This is a genomic window from Streptomyces sp. NPDC043738, from assembly GCF_056436545.1.
In genome coordinates this window covers 57,925-76,137 of the sequence record NZ_JBWKCJ010000014.1, presented here as the reverse complement: position 1 = coordinate 76,137, position 18,213 = coordinate 57,925, and the positions used below count along the sequence as shown (strand labels likewise).

Here is an 18,213-nt window from a genome sequence, read left to right as displayed (position 1 = left end):
GACGTCAGTCAGTATCAGCGGCGACGGTTCAGTACGCCGATGAGAGCTGCCAGGTCGGCGGCGCCCGCCGGGTCGTCCGCGTAGCGGGTGGTCTGGAGGGGGCCGACCTCCGGAAGGACGATGTCCTCGCGGGCCAGGACGTGGACCAAGGTCAGCAGGGCCGCACGGGCGTTGCCGTCGGTGAAAGGGTGGAAGAACGCCACGTCGAGGTACACACGGGCCGCGCGGGCCGCCAGCGGGACCCCCGGGTCGGTCGCCTCGCGCAGGCAGTCGGCGAACTCGGCCTGGGTGCGCGACGTCAGGCCGTAGCGCTCGCGGCCGGCCTTCGCATAGGCGTCCCCCGTACGGAACGACGCCTCCGCCCCGCCGAGGACCTCGCGCTGCCAACCGGCCAGCAGGGCGAAGTCCAGCGGGGCGCGGCGGGCGGCGTCGGCGCGGGCCAGAGTGTGGGCGGAGAGCAGCCGCTCGGCGCGGACGGGGTCGCGCCGGCGGACCGGCCCTTCGCACCAGGCCCGGAACCCGTCGTTCGCGGGCGGCCCCGGCCGCAAGCCGGGTGCTCGGTGCCAATCGGTCTCGCGCCGCACGCGCAGCCAGGTCGTGAGGCTGTCAGTAGCGGTCATGGAACTCCTCCAGGGCGGCGCGCTCGCGGTGGTCCTGGTAGGGGACATGACCAGTGAGGGCGACGGCGAGGTCCTCACCGACCGATTCGATCAGTGACTGCCCCGGAGTGACCCAACTCTCGAACCGGCCGCCTATCGCGGCCTCCACCGCCTGTTCGGCGTCGGCCCGGTTCATACCGGTGGTGGTGAGGAACCAGCCCAGGACCAGTGCGGCCTGCCCCTGCCAGCCGCCCTCCGCGCCCGAGTCCAGTGCGTGTGTCACGAGCCGGACGGTGGCCCGCTCCAGGTGCCAGCTGCGGTCCTCGGGGGAGGCTTCTGGCGGCGGCGCCAGTTCCGCAAATCGCTGAGCCATCCTCTCCAACCACTCCCGCCACTCCAGGAGCGCGGCGACCACACGAGCAGCGGTCTCCTCAGGGGTCGTCACCGAGGTTGCTCCCGTGACCCAGCTGCCGATGACCCCGCCGTACCGGTAGCACCAGTTCCATCCCTGAGCCCAGTTCCCGTAGCGCTCCCGGATGATCGCGTCCACCTGGCGTTCGCACCAGCGTTCGCCCTCCCACCAGCCCGCCATACCGGAGAGCACGGGCGGAACCCATTCGCGGACCAACGCGCACAGGCGGGCTTCTTCGTCCTCGTCCCATGCGAAGGGATGCCGTTCCGGGTCGAGATCGTCCCAGTTCAGCATGGCCCTGTAGGAGGGGGAGGGCACGCGGTTCTCCGGGAAGGGCAAGGTGTCTCGGTTGTACGTCAGCGCCAGACCCGCTCTTCTGTCCGCTCCAATGGGGCCATCAGTCTCGGCCCGCAGAACCCGGGGTGACGAATGGTTTTCCGCGAGGCGTTCAAGCCGCCGCGGTGACGAACCGGTGGGCGCCGCGCAGCGTGGTGCGCAGCTTGCGCTGGGTTGCGCGGCTGTCGAGGCGGACGTCGAGCGCGCCGGGAAGCCCGCTGTCGGCCCGCAGCCCCGTGGGCAAGCGGGCAGCGTCGAGCCCGTCACGCCTGGCGATGAGGACGCCGAGTGCGTGACGGCTCACCGCGTCGGCTCCCGCGAGATGGTGGATACCGCTCGTGTCATACGACGCGAGCTCCAGGAGGGCTGCGGCCAGATCGGCCACGTGGACCGGGCAACGGATGTCGTCCGTGAACAGGGCCCCCACGCACGCACCGGTGGCACCCTCGCCCGCACCGGCGGCGAGTTCGTGCACGGCACGCTCGTGAACGGACCGCCCGCCACCGATGATCAACGACGTACGGGCGACGACGGCCTCCGGATGCACGAGGAGGACCCCGGTTTCCGCTGCGGCCTTCGCCGCCCCGTACGGGGTGACGGGATCAGGGAGGCAGGACTCGTCGTAGTGGACGCGGGCACCGGAGAACACCGCGTCGCTGGACACATGCACCAGGCGGCTGCCGTACTTCGCCGAGGCCATCGCCAGACGGACCGGCCCCTCGGCCGTGACCGTCCAGTCCGCCTTGCCGCTCGACGCGTTGACGACGAGATGCGGGCGGACCTCGGCCATGACCGCGTCGATGCGCTCGGGCCTCCGCAGGTCGAGGGCGTACCACGCAACGTCTCGAGCGTCGCCGGGCCTGGTCGCGTAGGTCGCCGCCGTCGTGTGCCCCGCCGCTGTCGCCTGCCGGACCAACTCAGAGCCCAAGAACCCGCTACCACCGATGATCAAATCCGTCACGCTACGACACGGTAGATCGTCCCAGGCCGGCTCCGAGGTCCTTCAAGGCGACCGGGTGCAGACGTGGCAGCCACTCCCCCGGTTCAGGCTCTGCCCCACCGGATGTTCCCCACGGCAAACGGACTGTCTGCCCCAACGGTCGCTGACGCATCGCCATAGAAAATGGGCCAGGTCCCGAGAACGGGACGCACCAGGCAGCCCACCTCGATCCGGGTCCTGCCCGGGATCCGCATGTCGTCCCGTTCACGAGCCTCCCGAAAGACGCTGGACCGTCCGCCAGCGTGGGGCCTCGTCGTCGGGAACATCCGGGGAGGCGAAGTGGAACGGCACCCCGAGGTGGTGGGCCAAGGCCCGCCCTGCCTTGGCGGCAGCGGTGCCCGGCCGGGGACCGTCAAGGCGCTGGTGGACGGTCGCCAGGTGGCGTTCCCCGGACGGGTCGTCCAGCACCGCGACCAGGAGCACGAACCAGTCGTGGACGGTGTCGCCGTCCCAGAGCGCCTCGACCGCCGCCACCCGACCCGGGTGGGCGGCAGCACGAGCTGCGAGTGAGGAGACGTCGAGCGGATCGGGCTGGGTGTGCCGTACGCGCTCGCCCAGGACCTCGTAGCGCGCGTGGACCACCTGCTCCGCCTCGCGCAGACCCAGCCCCAGTGGACGCAGCGCCTCCCACACGGCCTTGACCGCCATGAGCCGGCGATCGCACAGCACGTTCGTGTCGACCTCCCGGCGGGTCTGACCCTCCAGGTAGGTCCACCAGCCGCTCACCGGGCCACCGGGGATTCCGTGAAGTGGGTCATGAGCGGCTCAGGCCTCGTGGATCGGGCCGTGTTCGGCGCCATTCCCGAGCCCGTCGACGTGGTGTGGCACAGCCATCACTTCGCACCCGCCGGCAACCTGAGCATTCCCGCCTGTCAGCAGCCTGATCAGCCCGCGAACGACACTCTTCCGGAGGATACGTCGGAGCGTGTGCCCTGCCGCATGATGGAGGCGGCGCCCGCCATATACCGGAGGGCGACGGGAGAAGAGGACGTGGTGGCATGAGTGAGGAAACCGAAGCCGCCGAGACGGCGACGGACGCCTTCGACTTCAACGCGGATGTGAAACTCACGGTCAAGGCCGACCCCAGCAGAGTCCAGTTCGTCAACATGACCATCGGCACCGTTCCCGGCGGCGCCAACCAGCTGGACGGCACATGGCGCGGGGCGTCCGTATTCGTCCCGTCCACCGGGGGCAACTTCCACTGGGACGGCAGGCCGGGACAGGAAGCCGCCTTCCTCAGCGACGGTGCGACCGGCAAGGTGGTCGTCGGTCTGCTGGGCTTCATTGGGGCCCCGGGCAAGCTCCCCGGCAGGGGCGCCTCCGGCAACGGCGAGGTGATCGACCCCGTCAACCCGCAATTCCGCGAGGCGATCACCTGGAAAGTCACGTGAACGCCACCACGCGCCGGTCACCTCGCCTTGAGCGCACTCCCGGGAATTTCGCGCGCTCCCGGGCATACACGAGTGAAGCCCTAAACCAGAAGCCAGAAACCTAGAGCAGCAACGGTCACAGGACCGTGGAAGACGTACGCTCGCCGTGGCGTGCCGCCGGTGGGCCCGAGCTTCGCGTGCGCATACCACCCGTCACGCGGCGAGCCGCCTCGATGTGACCGAGGTACTGATGGGTCCAGTCGCACATGCCGTCGATGGTCGTGCGTAGGGCTTGGCCCGGCTCGGTGAGGGTGTACTCGACCCGCGGTGGCACGGTGGGGTACACGCACCGTTCGACCAGGCCGTTGCGCTCCAACATGCGCAGGTTCTGGGTGAGCATCTTGTGGCTGATGCCTCCGATCCCCTTCCGCAACTCGCTGAAGCGCAGGGTTCGTTCACCGATCCCCTCGATGATCAGGAGCGCCCACTTGTTGGCGACGTCCGAGAAGATCTCCCGCGCCAGAGAGTCCGCGCGCGTCACGTCCGCGTCCTCGGGCGAGCCGCTGTACTGCTTGGTCACCATCAGGTTCCCCAGTCACCGAAAAGTGCGTTCTTCCAGGTAGACGGCAACTCTCCTACGGTTCCCGAGTAACCACAAGAGACCGAGGGGGACTTGGGGCGGACAGCGGAAGCGTTCCCACGGCCCCTCGGGACAAGGAGGCGGACAGCATGGCCATCACCCTGGTCGACCCGGCCGGATTGCCCAAGATCGATGCCTACCGGCAGGTCTCGATCGCGTCTGGGTCGAAGCTGGTCTTCGTCGCCGGACAGGTCGCCTGGGACGCCGACGGGGTGACCGTCGGCGAAGGCGACCTCGCGGCTCAGGTCGAGCAGTGCTACCTCAACATCGCCACCGCCCTGGCCGAGGCCGGCGGCTCCTTCGACGACGTGGCGAAACTGACCGTCTACGTCGTCGACTGGACCCCCGACAAGATGCCCCTCCTCCTGGAGGGCATCGCTCGGGCTGCCGCGAAGCTGGGAGTCACTCCGGTCCCGCCCGGCACACTGCTGGGAGTCGCGGCACTGGACGTACCCGACCACCTCGTCGAGGTCGAAGCCACCGCGGTCATCGACTGACAGCGAGGCGGGGGCGCACCGGGTCAGTCGGTCACGCACATCGTCGTTCGCGTCCGCCGGGGACGGTCGTCGAGGGTGCGGGTGCGCTCGCGAGATGAAGCCGGCGGAGCATCCGCCCCGGGAGATGGTGGGATGGGGATCATGATGAGGACTGACGCAATCGTGGTGCCGGGACTGTACGTCGGCTATCCCGGGGTTGCCTTCGGCGGCTATGTCGCCGGTGTGCTGGCGGAGCGGTCCGCGGCGAAGACGGTACGGGTGGACTTCCGCGGGCCGGTGCCGACCGACGCGCCCGTGCGGATCGCCGAAACGACAGGAGGGGGCGTGGAGCTGGGCGGGGCCGAGCAGCCCCTTGCCGCTGCGCGCCCCGCCGAGCTGCGGCTTGACGCACCGGCCGCGCCCTCCTGGGACGAAGCGGTTGCCGCGGCCGAGGCATTCCGGGCGGCACCGCCGTCGGGTGTGGTCGACTGCTTCGGCTGCGGACTGCGTAGCGCTGACCGCGGGCTGCGTATGCACTGCACGCCGGTGCCGGGGCGCGACCTTGTGGCCACCGCCTGGGTTCCCTCCCCCGCCTTCGCGGACCCGGACGGACTCCTCCCGCCCCGACTGGTCTGGGGTGCCCTGGACTGCCCGGGAAACTGGGCGGGCCGCCTTCTCGGCACCCAGCGGCCGGGCGCTGTCACCGCAGCCCTCACGGGCACGATTCTGCGGCCGGTCACCGTAGGTGAGCCGTACATCGCCTACGCGTGGCTGCTGTCGGAGTCCGGCCGCAAGCACATGATGGGGGTGGCGCTCGCTACAGCGGAGGGCGAACTGTGCGCCGTCTCGGAGGCGCTGTGGATTGACCCCAGGACGGCGCCCTAGCGGGGCGTGGGCTGCTACGTCGTCTCGGCCGACGACGGCCAAGCGACCGCGACGCCTATGGCGAGAGCCTGGAGAGCTGGGCCCTCGCCAGCTACACGGCAGCACCCGGGGCCACCGCACCCGCGCAGGACCCCAGGGCCCGGCGGCCCATCCTGGGCATGGATCACAGACCAGGCTCACAGGCCCTCAGGCGTTCAGGCGTTCAGGCGTTCAGACGTTCAGGCGACCGTTTCTGCCGCTGCCCGGATCGGCTCCAAGGGCGTGTCGCACAGGGCCTTGACCTCAAGTCCGCTTGAGGTAGCAGTCTTCTCTCATGAACACCGAAGAAATGCAGCGACAGTTGCAGACCCTGACCGACCGCGCCGAAATCACCGACCTGATGGGCCGCTACCTGCGTTCCCTGGACGACGGGGTCTTCGACGAGGAGTGGGTTCGCGCGTTCCACACCGAAGACGTCACCGCGGAGATGCCCATAGGCACCGTCCACGGCCGCGATGCCCTGCTGGCCCATATCCGGCGAGGAATGGCGCTGTTCGACCGAACCGTGCATCTGGGCACCAATGCCATCATCGAGATCGACGGCGACCGGGCCACTGCCCGTGGCGCCCAGTTGAGCACCCACGTACTGGCAGACGGTTCGGGGAGCGTCTTCATCTCCGCCGGCCATACCGACACCGAACTGGTCAGGACCGCCGACGGCTGGCGGATCTCCGCCTCGGCACTGCGCGTGGTGTGGACCCAGGGCCCTCCTCCGCAGCTGCCGGACGACTTCGCCCCGGCTCCCGCGGCCTAAAGGGCAAGGCCGTGAAGTTGGCGGTTTGGCTGTGGTCGGAGGTGGGCTGTGACCTGGAAGGACGCCGGATGCAGAAAGCGGAGCCCCGGTAGAACTGGCTGGTCCGCCAAGACCAGCCGTTCACGGCACCGGAGGCTCCGCTATCAGGTCAGTACGTCATCAGCCGCGAGATCGCGGTGGTCGACGGTGTCTTCGCCCCGGGTCATCTGGGCGAGTTGACGAAGATCGTGGCGTCCGGGATGGTCGACGCCGCTCTGGCCGAGTCGAAGCGGCGTTCCTCGCCTCTCGACAGAAGCCATCGACCCATGGCTTCACGGTCTTGACCGACAGCCCAAAGGCGAGTTCAACCTGAGTAGTAGTAGTAGTAGTAGTAGTTCCTTTTCAACGTGAGTAGTAGTTCCTTTCGGTCTTACGCGTGCTGGCGCCTTCCGGCGAGCGGGTCACTGGCTCGACCGGCTCGGGCTCGGCGCGCCGGCTGGTGGGGCGGTCGGTTCGGCCTCGGGCGAGCGTTGGCGGGCCAGGGCAAGGCTGGCCAACGTCGTGATCGCCATCGCGGCGATGCCGACCAACGCTGCCGTGGTGTAGGCGCTGTCGTTCGGGAAGATGCGGCCGGTGTCGGTGCCGGCGGCGAGGACGAGGCCACCGATGGCACTGCCGAGCGAGTACCCGACGCTGCGCACGACGTAGTTGAAGCTCATGGCACTGGACGTCTCGCTTTTGGGGGTGACGGCCAGGATGACGCCGGGCATAGCGGCCGAGAAGCTGCCCACACCGAAGCCCAGCACACTCATTGCTATGAACAGCTCGGCCAGGTTCGACCGGGCCGCGGCAAAGAGAACGAACCCGCCAGCGATAACGACAGCGCTGCCGGCCAAGAGCAAGGGGCCGGCGATCCGTTTGAGCATCGGAGGCGTGAGCTTGCCGGCAACGAACCCCAGCACGGAGAACGGGATGAGGACCAGCCCGGCGACGAAGGTGGTGAGCCCGAAGCCGTAGCCGGCGCTGTGCGGCGTCTGCGCGTACCGGGTGATGAGCGTGAGCAGGATGTACATGCCGATCGCACCGACGAACATGGCGAGATTCGCTCCGGCAACCGCCGGGTGCCGCAACGCCCGGAGATCGACCAGGGGCTTCTTACCGCGCAGCCCGGAGACGGTCCAGACGCAGAGCAAGAGCACGGCGACGATGGCGAGGACCACCGCCACGGTGAGGTGATGGCTCCACAGGCTCTTCTGGCCGGCAAGGAACAGGACGAGGAACAGTCCACCCGACAAGAGGAGCGCGCCCGCTATGTCCACGTGGGCGGAGCGGCCTTCGGGAGCTACGGGAATGGAGCGCCAGGCGGCCAGCAAGGCAACAGTGGTGACGAACAGACCGAGGCCATAGGCGGCGCGCACCCCGCCGAACTCGGTGAGCAGGCCGGCGAGGGGGTAGCCGACACCGACCCCCATGATGGAGACCACCGAGACCAGGGCGATGGTGGGCGCGCTGCGCTCCTCGGGGAGGTGGTCGCGGGCCACGCCCATCATCAGCGCCGTCAGACCGAGCCCGATGCCCTGTGCGGCCCTGCCGACGAGCAGCCACGCGAACGGCAGCGGCAGCACGGTGAGCGCACTGCCAAGGACGACGACCGCCAGCGTGGCGAGAATCGTGGCCCGTCGGTGTGGGCCGGCTCCGAGCCTGCCGAGGACAGGCGTGGCGACCGCGCCGCTCAGCAGCGCGATGGTCAGCGTCCACTGCGCGCTGTCGAGAGAGACGTGGAACGTGGTCGCCACGCTGGTGATGAGCGGCGCCCCGAGGCTGGCGACTGCCGCCACGACCAGGGCGATGAATATCAGGGAGGGGACCAGCAGCCGCGCCTCGGAGTGCTCCCGGGTAGTGCTCATCGGCTGGTCCCCGTCGTGATGTGGTCGAACAGGCCGGGACGGATGCGAGTCCGGACCCCTTCCGCCCACGGCTCGTCCAGCTCAGTGACCTGGAGCGCGGCGCCGTTGTTGAGCGGCATCCCGAAGGCCGGGAACGCCTTGATCGTCACGGGATCGAGCCCGGCGGTCTCGGCAACCGTCTGCCGCATGCGGCCGAAGCTGGTCCCTACACAGTCGCGGACCTCAGGGTCGCCGCAGGCGGCGAAGCCGAGGCGGAGCGGCTGAGGGCTCACGCGGGGCCGTGAGGGTACCGTCATCTGCCGGGGAGCCGGACACGGCAGAGCCGTTAATGCGGATTGGGTGGTCATGTACAGGACTCTATGTCCCGGAGCAAGCCGCCATCCAATCTCGGATCGGACTGGTCTCGATAGCCGCAGGCTATCAACTATGGAGATACAGCAGCTCGTTGCCGCGTAGCCGTTGCGGTGGTGAGGCACGTCACATGTACGGCGTCGGCTCTGGGAGAAAGGTCCGCGACCGAGTGGTCGGGCCGGGGCGGACCGAGCCGGCAACTGCGGTGAGGGCGCCGTCCGTTGTCACGTCTCTCGTACTCGGCACGCACCTACCACCGGAGCCGTGGAACCCGGCGCGCACCCGGCGCGACGGCCGGGCCACCGCCATGCCCACCACCCGGAAAACACTCCGCACGAACACAGAAACGGCTCGCCAGAGAGACTGGCGAGCCGTCATGCGAGATCGAGGTCAGTAAGCGCCGTTGAGGAATGGGAGTACGTCTGCGGCATCCGTTATTCCGGGTGGCGGGCCGTCGACTCGTGTGCCCGGGAGCGCGTTTTGGATGATCATTGGCGTGAGTGTCGGGGTGGTGTTGACTTCGATGAAGTGGTTGATACCGAAGTTCTCTTGAAGGTCCGTGATGGATTCGATCAGGTTCGCGGGTTTGGTCCAGATGGCGAGCGACGCGTTTCTGACCGTGTCCGATTCGACGATGGGTCGGCATTCGGTAGTGAAGTACAGCGGGGGCAGTACGGGCTCCACGGTTCGTTCTTCTTGCCGAAGGATCGCCTGGAGGGCTGCCGGCCTGAACAGAGGGGTGTGGATGGGGAGGAGGGCAGCGAGACGCCTACAGGAGATTCCTTTGCTTTCTGCGTGACTCTCCAGAAGGTCCAGGTCGTCGAATCGGCCGCACACAACCGTTTGATTCGGGGTATTGATCATGCCGACGTGGAGGCCGTCTTCCGAGATCTGCCGACACATCGCCCGAGCGGTCTGCTGGTTTACGGCAAGGGCGAGCATTCCACCCCGCAGTGAAAGCCTGTTGGCTTCGAGGAAGCCCGTGATGAGAACGTCGATTGTTTCTTCCACGGACATGAGGTCCGTGATCGCACTGCCGACGTTGAAGCCTGCGCCATGCCCAAGAAGGATAGATGGCTGAACTTTCAGATCCAGTGACGCATATACGGAGTACGGGACGAGCGTCGCCGCAACCAGGTTATAGACGTATTCCGATTCCAGGTTGGGGGCTGGTCCAGAATCTTCGCCGGTGAGTCGCCCTGTTACGGATGGCTGGCCGAGTTCCGCGAGTTTCTGGTCCGTTATCTCAAGGGCAGTGGCCACGCTCGCGTTCGTGTGAGCCAGCGTGCGCAGGATCCCCGGAGGGTAAGGATTGCTGAACGGCGGAAAAGCGAGGGCTGTTGTGAGCGGCATCTGTTCTCTCCCGGGGATATCTGCCCGTTCGTAGCCAATAGGGGTAGGGGCTGCTTCCACCAGGTTATTCAGAAAACGGATTCGGCAGCCTCACTGCCGAATCCGTTTTCTGATAACTGGCATGCGGTTCAGCTACTGGCTTTGACGACTTGCTGGGTCGCGGCCATTGCTAACGCACCCTGATGCGGGGTTTGTCAGGACTGGCTCTCGGGCCGTAGTTGGTGGAGGACGGTGGCGGCGATGCTGGTGAGAGGTGCGGTCATGACTTCGGGCGCGGGGATCGCACAACCGGTGTGGCGGCGAATGTGGCCGATGAGTTCGGTGGCGGTGAGGGAGTCGGCGCCGAGTTGATCGATGCGGCGGCTGACGTCGACGCGATCGGGTGTGGTGTGGAGACCCGAGGCCAGCCAGGCGGTGAGGGCCTCGAGCAGTATCGGGCGGGCTTCCTCTGCGGTGGCAGCGGCCCGCAGGCGCGGCAAGAGGCTGTCGTCAGCGCCGGCATCCGGCGTGTGGACCAGCGTGGCCGTGCGGGGTGCGGTCACAGTGGGGAGGAAGGCCATGAGCGCCTGCTCACGACCCTGGGATTCGGCGACGACCGCGGTGACCGTGGTGTCCGGGTGGAGAAGCAGCGTGTCGAGGCGGTCCAGTGCTTGGGACGAGGTCATGGGAAGGATGCCGTAATCGCTCATCACCGACGTGATTCCGGTGCGGAGCACGTAACCGGCGTCGGAGATGGCGCCCAGCTGCAGGACGGAGGCGGGCAGGCCGTCGCGCTTGCGCTGACGTGCGATGTTTTCCAGGGTGAGGCTGGCGGCGGCGTACGAGGCTTGCCTCCTGTTGCCCAGCAACGCGGCGAACGATGAGTACATGGCGAAGAAGTCGACGTCGCGTTGGCGGGTGTGGGAGTCGAGGAGAAGCGCTCCGGTGAGTTTGGGGTTCAGGACGGTGAGGTAACGCTCGACGGACAGGTCGGTGACCTCGTCGTCGTCGAGGACCATGGCAGCGTGGATCACCCCGGCGAGCCGGCGTCCACTTGCGTCGAGGTCACGGAAGAGCTGGTCGACGGTTTTCGGGTCGGAGATGTCGACAGCGCGCGCGTCCACCTGGACTCCCTGGTCGTTCAAGCTGCTGACCAGGGCGGCGGCGTTGGGGTTGCGTGCGGTGCCACGTCGGCTGACGAGCGTGAGGTGACGCGCTCCCCGGCGGACCAGGTGCCGGGCGGTCTCGGCTCCGAAGCCGTCAAGGCCTCCGACGACCAGATAGGTTGCCGTGGGATCCAGCACTGGCGCCTCGGGGGCGCGATCCAGAGGGACCCCGTCGTCGAGGACGATGACGGTCTTCCCGGCCTCCTGACCGGCCAGGACGCCGTCCATGGCTTCGTAGATCTTGTCGGCCGCGTAGACCATGTGGGGCACCGGGCGGTATTCGCCGCTGTCGATCACCTTCTGCAGGTCGTGCAGGCAGCGATCGACCGTGAGTGAGGGTTCCTCGAACCAACCGACGACATCGATGGCGTGAACGGTGGCGTCGCGGTCCAGGGGCGGCATGTGCAGCGTCGGTGATGCCGCGACGAGCGGTCCGACGTCGAAGAAATGCCCCCCTGGCGCCAGGAGGTCCAGCGCACGCTGGCGCAGGTCCGCAGTGATGGAGCTGAGATTGAGTACGACATCGACGCCGCCTTGGGCAACGTGCCGGACCTCCTCGGCGAAGCCGGGAGCGCCCGAGTCCACCACATGGTCGATCCCCGGAAGATGCAGCAGGGCCCGCAGAGCCGGCGTGGGGGCGCCGACGATGACGCGGCTCCCGGCGCGCCGGGCGAAATCTATGGCCGCCAGCCCTGTCCCGTCAGATCCACCCAGGATGAGAACGCTGTCGCCAGGGCCCAAACCGGCCAGGTGTCCCAGGACGTGGTGCGTGGTCAGCTGAGCTATGAGAAGGCTTGCCGCTGCGGCGAAGGTGACCTGCTCGGGGAGCTTCACCACCCGGTCGGCGCGCAGGTTGATGTGCGAGGCCAGCCATCCGCCGTGCGTGATCCCGGCAACCCGGTCTCCCGGGAGGATGTCGGTGACGTCGTCTCCGACGGCGGTCACGATCCCCGCGCCTTCGCAGCCGAGGTGGACGTCGCCCGGACGTGCGCCACGGGGCGGGAGCAGGCGCCCTGTGGCGAAGAGAGCGTCACGGCCGTTGAGGGCCGCGGCCTGCACGCGGACGGTGATCTCACCCGGCCCTGGGGCGGGGACGCTGCTGTCCTGCCAGACAAGCCTGTGGGGGGTGCCTGCTTCGCCGTGGACGGCGAGCGCGAACTGCTCAGTGGCGCCGTGGGCGCGTGTCTGCCGGGTTTCCGGCAGCGCCTGCACCCGCACGGCGAAGCGCCCACGAGGAGTGATCACGCATTCGTCTTCGGCATCGGGGTGGGTGATCTCGTACGCGACGTGGCCGGCCGCCTGCTGTGCCGACTCCGCGGTCCCGCTGACGACCCGGATCCTGCGGACGGTCAGCAGCGCCTGTTCGTTGGCCAGAGTGCGGGTGGCACCCCATAGGGCCGCGCCGGTGTGTGTCATCGGGGCGTCCAGGCTGTCGGCAGTCGTGCCCGCGACCAGCCACAGGGTGGGCTGAAGATCTCCGCCGGCTTGCGCACAGGCGGCTGCCAGGGCACTCAGCTGCGCGCAGGCTTGGGCAGCACGCGCCGTCGTCTGCTCGACTGTCGTCTGCTCGGTGTCGTCGGCGATCAAGACGATGTCGACCGGGCCCGCGGCCGGCAGCAGAGCCGCCCAGTCCGTCTGCGGCTGGAGCTCCGAGAGCACCACCTCGCGTGCTCCCGTGGCGGTCAGGGCGGCTGCCACGAAGTCGCCCAGGCCGTCGGCGGAGCCGTCCCCGCTCTCAGTGATCAGCAGGCACGGGGCGGTTGCGCCGTCTGCGTCCTGGTCCCGCGGCGTGCTGTCAGGTTCAGCGCCCGTGGCGCGGACCGCCGCGATCACCGAGGCGGGAATGCCCTCGTGTTCCGGCTGTGCGCTCATGAATGCGCTGGTGGAAAACCCTGCTTGCGCCAGCACCGACGTCCACTGGTCGCGGGTCAGCGCCGCGCCGGTCGGCCGCAGATCGGTGTCGGTGGAATCCCAGAAGGAGTCCAGTATGCCGAACAATGTCGCGACGTAGGAATTGGTGTGCAGTTCAAGGGCGACGAGCTGACCGTTGTCGTCCAGGAGCGTGGCGGCGTTGCGCAGCCCCTGAGTGATGTCGGTCGTCGTGTGCAGGGCATTGCTCGCGACGACGAGATCGAAGGATCCCGCTACGAACCCTTGCTCGATGGGATCAGCGCTCAGGTCGAGGGCGTGGTACTCGAGGAAGTTGAAGGCGGCGAACCGGGCCTCGGCCTTGGGGAAGAACGCCGAGGAGACGTCGGTGTACACGTAGTGCGTACGCTCGGGCGGCAGTTGGGGCAGGATGCGAGCGGTGAAGCCCCCGGTGCCGGCGCCGATCTCCAGAATCCGCAATGGCCGGTCGGCCGGCCAGTCGGCGAGGGCGGCGCGGATGTATGCCACGGCGGTGTCGGACAGGTACGTGAGCCCTGGATCGTGGTTGTACACCTGCGCCGCGATGGGACCGGATTCGCCGAACAGCACCTCCAGCCCCTCCATCTCACCAGTGAGGACGCTGGGCAGGCTGCGCCCGACCCACGCAGCGGCCTGCCACATCACGATGAGCTCCGGGAATTCGTTCAGCCTGGCCTGCAAAAGCTCCTCAGGCGCCGGTGTTCCGCTCTGGGACCAGCCCCCGTCGGCACGAGCGGTCAGCAGCCCGTGCCGGACGGCGATCGCCAACATCATCTCCACCAACGGGCACAGGCTCTCCCTGACGCCGGCACTCCTCAGGTCGTCGAGGCTGAAGGCCTGTCCACCGACCTTGATCGCACCTCGTGCCACCGCGGACTCCAGGATGCTGCTCACCGCAGCCGCCATGTAGTGCGCGCTCAGCTCCCGAGCCCTTTCCATGTGGCCGTCGTAGCCACGGTCCCGGAAGGCGTCGTCGAGCCGGGTGACGACCGGGCCGCACTCATCGATGACGCGTGAGGGCGGAGGGAGCGGACAGGGGGTGCCGGGCAGCGCGGTCATCCGCGGGCGTGCCCTGAGCACCTCGTTGTAGAGCTCGGGCGCAGGAGAACCGCTGTTCTCGATGCGCCGCGCGTATACGTCGCCCAGGTCGAGCAGAACCGTTCCGTCGGTGTCACAGACGGTGATGTCAGCCATGAGGCCGGTCTCGGTAACGGACGTCAGCCGCATGTACGCCATGACGGTGGCGGGCAGGGGACCCCAGACGCGGACGCTTCCCACCGACACCGGGAGGTGCGGAACGTAACGTTGCGCGGAGCCGGAGACGACATGAGCGGACAGCGGCAGCATCGCCTGGAGGCAGCCGTCGAGGAGCACGACACGGGCCTGATGCTCAGCGCCGGCGAACTGATCCGTGTGAAGCCTCGCCAGCCCTTCGCTGTCCTCAACGGTCAGCGTTGCCAGCGTACGGAATGCCGGCCCGTAGTTGAGCGATACCGCGGCGCAGGCCCGGTAGTGGTCGGACGTGTCCACGGGTTCGCTGATGCGGCCGGCGAGAGCAGCCACGTCGACCGGGGCAGGCCTGACATCGGCCAGGCCGCGCCACCGCCCGGTCACGTGCTGGACGGCCTCGATGTCCGCACCAGTGTGTCCGGCGACGACGAAGGTCCCATCGGGACGGACGGTGGTGGTGGTGCGTACCGGAGCCGATCCGGGATCGCTGGGCAGGACCAGCGACCTGGCCAGGGATACGTCGAGCAGTTCCACGGGTCCGCCGGACACCTCGCGGGCCGCCGACAGCGCCATGTCGAGAAAGCCCGTGCCAGGCATGACGACAGCGTCGCCGATCTTGTGATCAGCGATCCAGGCCGCGCCCTGCTCCCGCCCCCACGTCGGGTCGCCCGCGAGCAGGCGCCGGCCCAGCAGCGGATTCGACGGAGCCGGTTGCGTCGCCGGCGCCATCTCGTGGTCGGACCACCACGAGGGGTCTCCCAACTGATAGCGCTGGCGCTGCCACGAGTAGGCCGGGACATCCACGACGCGACCGCCCTGGGGGAAGAACCGATCCCAGTCCAGCTGCGCCCCGGCCGCGACCGCGTGCAGCACGGTGCCGCTCAGCGCCTGAGGGCCCGCGTTGATCCGGGTCAGCGTCGACGCCACCTCCACCGACGCTCCCTCATCGACGGCGATGCGGCGCAGGTAGCCGCTGAGCGCCGGGTGAGGGCCGACTTCGACCAGGACGTCACAGCCGTGCTCCTCACCGATGAGCGCCGCGACCGCCTCGGCGAACTGGACCGGTTCACGCACGTTGCGCCACCAGTAGTCGGCGTCCATCTCGTGATCTGCGAGCGCGCGGCCGGTGACGGTGGAGACCATCGGGATCCCGCCCTGACCAACCTCAAGCTCTCCGAGGCCGTCCAGCAGCGGGCCGCGGACAGCATCCATGGCCGGGCTGTGGAAGGGGTAGTCCAAGCGCAGGAACCGGAAGGACACACTGTCGCTGACACAGCGCTCCTCAACAGCCTCCAGTGTCTGGCTGTCCCCGGCCAGGGTGACGTCATTGGCGGAGTTCACCGCCGCGATCACCACACGGTCGCTCGCCCCCATCTCATCGAGCAACTGCTGAGCCTGCGCAGGCGACAGCGCCAACGCCGCCATCCGCCCGCTCCCGAAGGTGGACGCCTGCGCGAGGCTACGGTGCGCGATCACGCGACATGCCTGGGGACGATCCAAAATCCCGGCGCAGTAGGCGGCCGCGACCTCACCGACGCTATGGCCGACGATCCCGTGGGGTCGCACCCCCCGCTCGCGCAGCGACATGACCAATCCGGCCTGCAGGGCGAACAGCATCGGCTGCGCCACCTCTGTCAGCGCCCACCGCCCGGTGTCCGGCGTCGCCATTTCCGCCTCGACCGACCAGCCCAGCAGCGGTTCCAGTTCGCGGCTGACAGCCCGGACCTCGGCGGTGAAGGCAGCGTCCTGCCCCAGCAACTCCGCACCCATCCTCGGCCACTGGGTGCCGTTACCGCTGAAAACGAACCCGACACGTCCCCGGGCCATGCTGGCGGCCGATGCCGCCTCATCCGACGCGCCCTTTTCCGCCGTCTCCCGCAGTGCTTGCGCGGCCGCCGCGCCGCTGGAGGCCAGCACGGCCGTGCTCAACTCACGGCGCTCGCGACGCCGCGCCGTGGTGAACCCGACGTCCACCAGGGCGGAATCGTCGAGGCCTTCCAGGTAGGAGGCCATCGCCAGCGCCGACTCCCGCAACGCCGACTCCGTCCGGCCGGTGACCACCACCGGCACAGCGACACCCGGCTGCCTGCCCTCAGTTCCCGCAGCCCCGTCCTCGATGGCGCCCGGGGCCGGCGGCGCGTCCGGCAACTCCAGCACCACGTGCGCGTTCGAGCCGCCGATACCGAACGAGTTGACCCCGGCGATACGCCGCGCGCCGGCCCCGTCGTCCAGCGGCTTCATCGCCGTCACCGGGTCCAGCCCCAGCCCGTCGAAATCGATCGCCTGGTTCAACGGTTCCGCATGCAAGGTAGCGGGCACCCGCTGCTCGCGCAGGACCAGCATGGCCTTGAACAGTCCCGCCATGCCGGCCGCCGCTTCCAGGTGACCCAGATTCGACTTCACCGACCCGATCGGCAACGGCTTCCCCCCGCGCCGCCGCCCCAGAACCCGGCCCAAAGCCTCGCACTCCGTCGGGTCGCCCGCCGCCGTCCCCGTCCCGTGAGCCTCCACGTATGACACCTGGTCAGCGCGCACACCAGCCTCGGCGTACGCACGCTCCAGCATCGCCGCCTGCGCATCCGCACCCGGCATGGACATTCCCAGAGTCCGCCCGTCGGAATTGACCACCGAGGACCTGATCACCGCGTGCACCCGGTCACCATCAGCCAGCGCGCGGCTCAGCGTCTTCAGGAGCACCACGCCGGCGCCCTCCGACCGGACGAAGCCGTCGGCGTCCTGCGAAAACGAGTGGCAACGCCCCGTCGGGGAGAGCATCGACGCCTGGCTGGAGATGACGTGCCCGCCCGGGCCGAGCACCAGATTCACCCCGCCGGCCAACGCAGCCTCGCAACGGCCCGAACGGACCGTCTCGGCCGCCAGATGCAGTGCCGTCAAGGACGACGAACACGCCGTGTCCACCGTGTGGGACGGCCCATGGAAATCAAATAGGTACGACATGCGGTTCGCCGCACTGAACGCCCCCGTACCGGTGGGGGCGAACGAATTCATCACCCCGGGACGCCGGGTCAGCAGACCCCAGTAGTCCTGAACGGTCAGCCCCATCACGACCGCAACGTCCGAACCCGCCAGCAGCCGCGGATCCACGCCCCCGTCATCGAAGGCCTCCACCGCGCACTCCAGCAGCAACCGTTGCTGCGGATCGATCTGGCCGGCCTCCTTCGGCGAAATACCGAAATACTCCGGGTCGAACCCCCACACGTCCCCGAAGATCCCGGCCGCGCCGGTATACGCCTTCCCTGGTCTTACCCCACCATCACTTACAACAAAATCATCGGTACTGAACCGGTCGCCGGGTACCGACGTCACAAGGTCCTGGTCGCCGGCCAAGGCCTCCCACAACCCGTCCAGGGTGGTGATTCCCCCCGGGAGACGGAGCCCCACCCCAATTACCGCAACAGGCTCCCCCGACCCCTCGGAGGTCTTCGCACCACTCATGTCGCCTCGCTCCTGATTCACCATCACTGCGCCTGCCTTTCACATATTTTTTCCACACGCGTGACCGCCCGCGTTTTTCATATGCGTGACCGCTCGCGTTTCCGGACAGCGGAGCCTGTAGTGATTTACGCGGCTGCCTGTAATTCTCAGATACTCATACTGGCCCCCATTCGGGGACCAGTAACCGATAAAGAGTAAGGACGATCCGGCTTCAGCGGAGCCCGATCCACCACGCAATGTCCTAGCGGGCCTTCTGGCGCGTCACGTAAAAGGAACACCGCCGCGTTGCCGGAAATGGGTCGGAATTCCACGGAAACCCTGGAGGCTTCCCCACTCCAGGGCACGGGCGACCTGCGAGATCGGCTCGCCGATC

The 18,213-nt window shown here is 68.3% G+C and carries 14 protein-coding genes and 1 pseudogene; 5 read left to right on the top strand and 10 right to left on the bottom strand.

What is annotated here, in order from left to right; translation table 11 throughout:
• Positions 1-14 precede the first annotated feature (14 nt).
• From AC0680_RS19675 to AC0680_RS19660, 4 genes are all read right to left on the bottom strand, one after another.
• Entirely contained in the window at positions 15-620 is a 606-nt protein-coding gene (locus tag AC0680_RS19675; RefSeq protein ID WP_478630278.1) for a Fic family protein, read from the bottom strand.
• Entirely contained in the window at positions 607-1,329 is a 723-nt protein-coding gene (locus tag AC0680_RS19670; RefSeq protein ID WP_478630275.1) for a hypothetical protein, read from the bottom strand. Before AC0680_RS19670 ends, AC0680_RS19675 begins: the two co-directional genes overlap by 14 nt.
• Positions 1,330-1,459: 130 nt before the next feature.
• Positions 1,460-2,308 (bottom strand): SDR family oxidoreductase, encoded by an 849-nt coding sequence (locus AC0680_RS19665; protein WP_478630273.1) that lies wholly within the window; start codon positions 2,306-2,308, stop codon positions 1,460-1,462.
• A 243-nt stretch (positions 2,309-2,551) separates the two neighbouring features.
• Entirely contained in the window at positions 2,552-3,073 is a 522-nt protein-coding gene (locus AC0680_RS19660; RefSeq protein WP_478630271.1) for a hypothetical protein, read from the bottom strand.
• A 30-nt stretch (positions 3,074-3,103) separates the two neighbouring features.
• Here AC0680_RS19660 and AC0680_RS19655 point away from each other — a divergent pair, with 30 nt between their 5' ends.
• Both AC0680_RS19655 and AC0680_RS19650 read left to right on the top strand, forming a co-directional pair.
• Positions 3,104-3,349: a hypothetical protein gene (locus AC0680_RS19655; protein ID WP_478630268.1), complete on the top strand. Its 246-nt coding sequence runs from the start codon at positions 3,104-3,106 to the stop codon at positions 3,347-3,349.
• A complete protein-coding gene (locus AC0680_RS19650; protein ID WP_478630265.1) occupies positions 3,346-3,738 on the top strand; it encodes a hypothetical protein in 393 nt (130 codons plus the stop codon). The genes AC0680_RS19655 and AC0680_RS19650 overlap by 4 nt, the downstream gene beginning before the upstream one ends.
• 196 nt (positions 3,739-3,934) lie before the next feature.
• On the opposite strand, the pseudogene AC0680_RS19645 reads toward AC0680_RS19650, so the two are convergent.
• Positions 3,935-4,300, bottom strand: a pseudogene (locus AC0680_RS19645) (winged helix-turn-helix transcriptional regulator); the annotation flags it as partial.
• A 146-nt stretch (positions 4,301-4,446) separates the two neighbouring features.
• Between AC0680_RS19645 and AC0680_RS19640 the strand changes: the two are divergent.
• The 3 genes from AC0680_RS19640 to AC0680_RS19630 all read left to right on the top strand — a co-directional run bounded on the left by AC0680_RS19640 (position 4,447) and on the right by AC0680_RS19630 (position 6,511).
• A complete protein-coding gene (locus AC0680_RS19640; protein ID WP_478630262.1) occupies positions 4,447-4,854 on the top strand; it encodes a RidA family protein in 408 nt (135 codons plus the stop codon).
• A gap of 144 nt (positions 4,855-4,998) precedes the next feature.
• Complete coding sequence (locus tag AC0680_RS19635) at positions 4,999-5,718, top strand: PaaI family thioesterase (protein ID WP_478630259.1); 720 nt, start codon at positions 4,999-5,001, stop codon at positions 5,716-5,718.
• A gap of 313 nt (positions 5,719-6,031) precedes the next feature.
• Entirely contained in the window at positions 6,032-6,511 is a 480-nt protein-coding gene (locus AC0680_RS19630) for a nuclear transport factor 2 family protein (RefSeq protein WP_478630256.1), read from the top strand.
• A gap of 143 nt (positions 6,512-6,654) precedes the next feature.
• Here AC0680_RS19630 and AC0680_RS19625 read toward each other — a convergent pair whose 3' ends face one another.
• The 5 genes from AC0680_RS19625 to AC0680_RS19605 all read right to left on the bottom strand — a co-directional run bounded on the left by AC0680_RS19625 (position 6,655) and on the right by AC0680_RS19605 (position 17,840).
• Positions 6,655-6,810, bottom strand: a complete 156-nt coding sequence (locus AC0680_RS19625) for a hypothetical protein (protein WP_478630253.1) — start codon at positions 6,808-6,810, stop codon at positions 6,655-6,657.
• 141 nt (positions 6,811-6,951) lie between these two features.
• A complete protein-coding gene (locus tag AC0680_RS19620; protein ID WP_478630251.1) occupies positions 6,952-8,397 on the bottom strand; it encodes an MFS transporter in 1,446 nt (481 codons plus the stop codon).
• Positions 8,394-8,585, bottom strand: coding sequence for a hypothetical protein (locus AC0680_RS19615; protein ID WP_478630249.1), 192 nt, complete (start codon positions 8,583-8,585; stop codon positions 8,394-8,396). The genes AC0680_RS19620 and AC0680_RS19615 overlap by 4 nt, the downstream gene beginning before the upstream one ends.
• Before the next feature lie 553 nt (positions 8,586-9,138).
• Positions 9,139-10,101, bottom strand: a complete 963-nt coding sequence (locus AC0680_RS19610; RefSeq protein ID WP_478630246.1) for a hypothetical protein — start codon at positions 10,099-10,101, stop codon at positions 9,139-9,141.
• A 194-nt stretch (positions 10,102-10,295) separates the two neighbouring features.
• On the bottom strand, positions 10,296-17,840 hold the full coding sequence (locus AC0680_RS19605) for an SDR family NAD(P)-dependent oxidoreductase (protein WP_478630244.1): 7,545 nt from the start codon (positions 17,838-17,840) through the stop codon (positions 10,296-10,298).
• Positions 17,841-18,213: the final 373 nt, after the last annotated feature.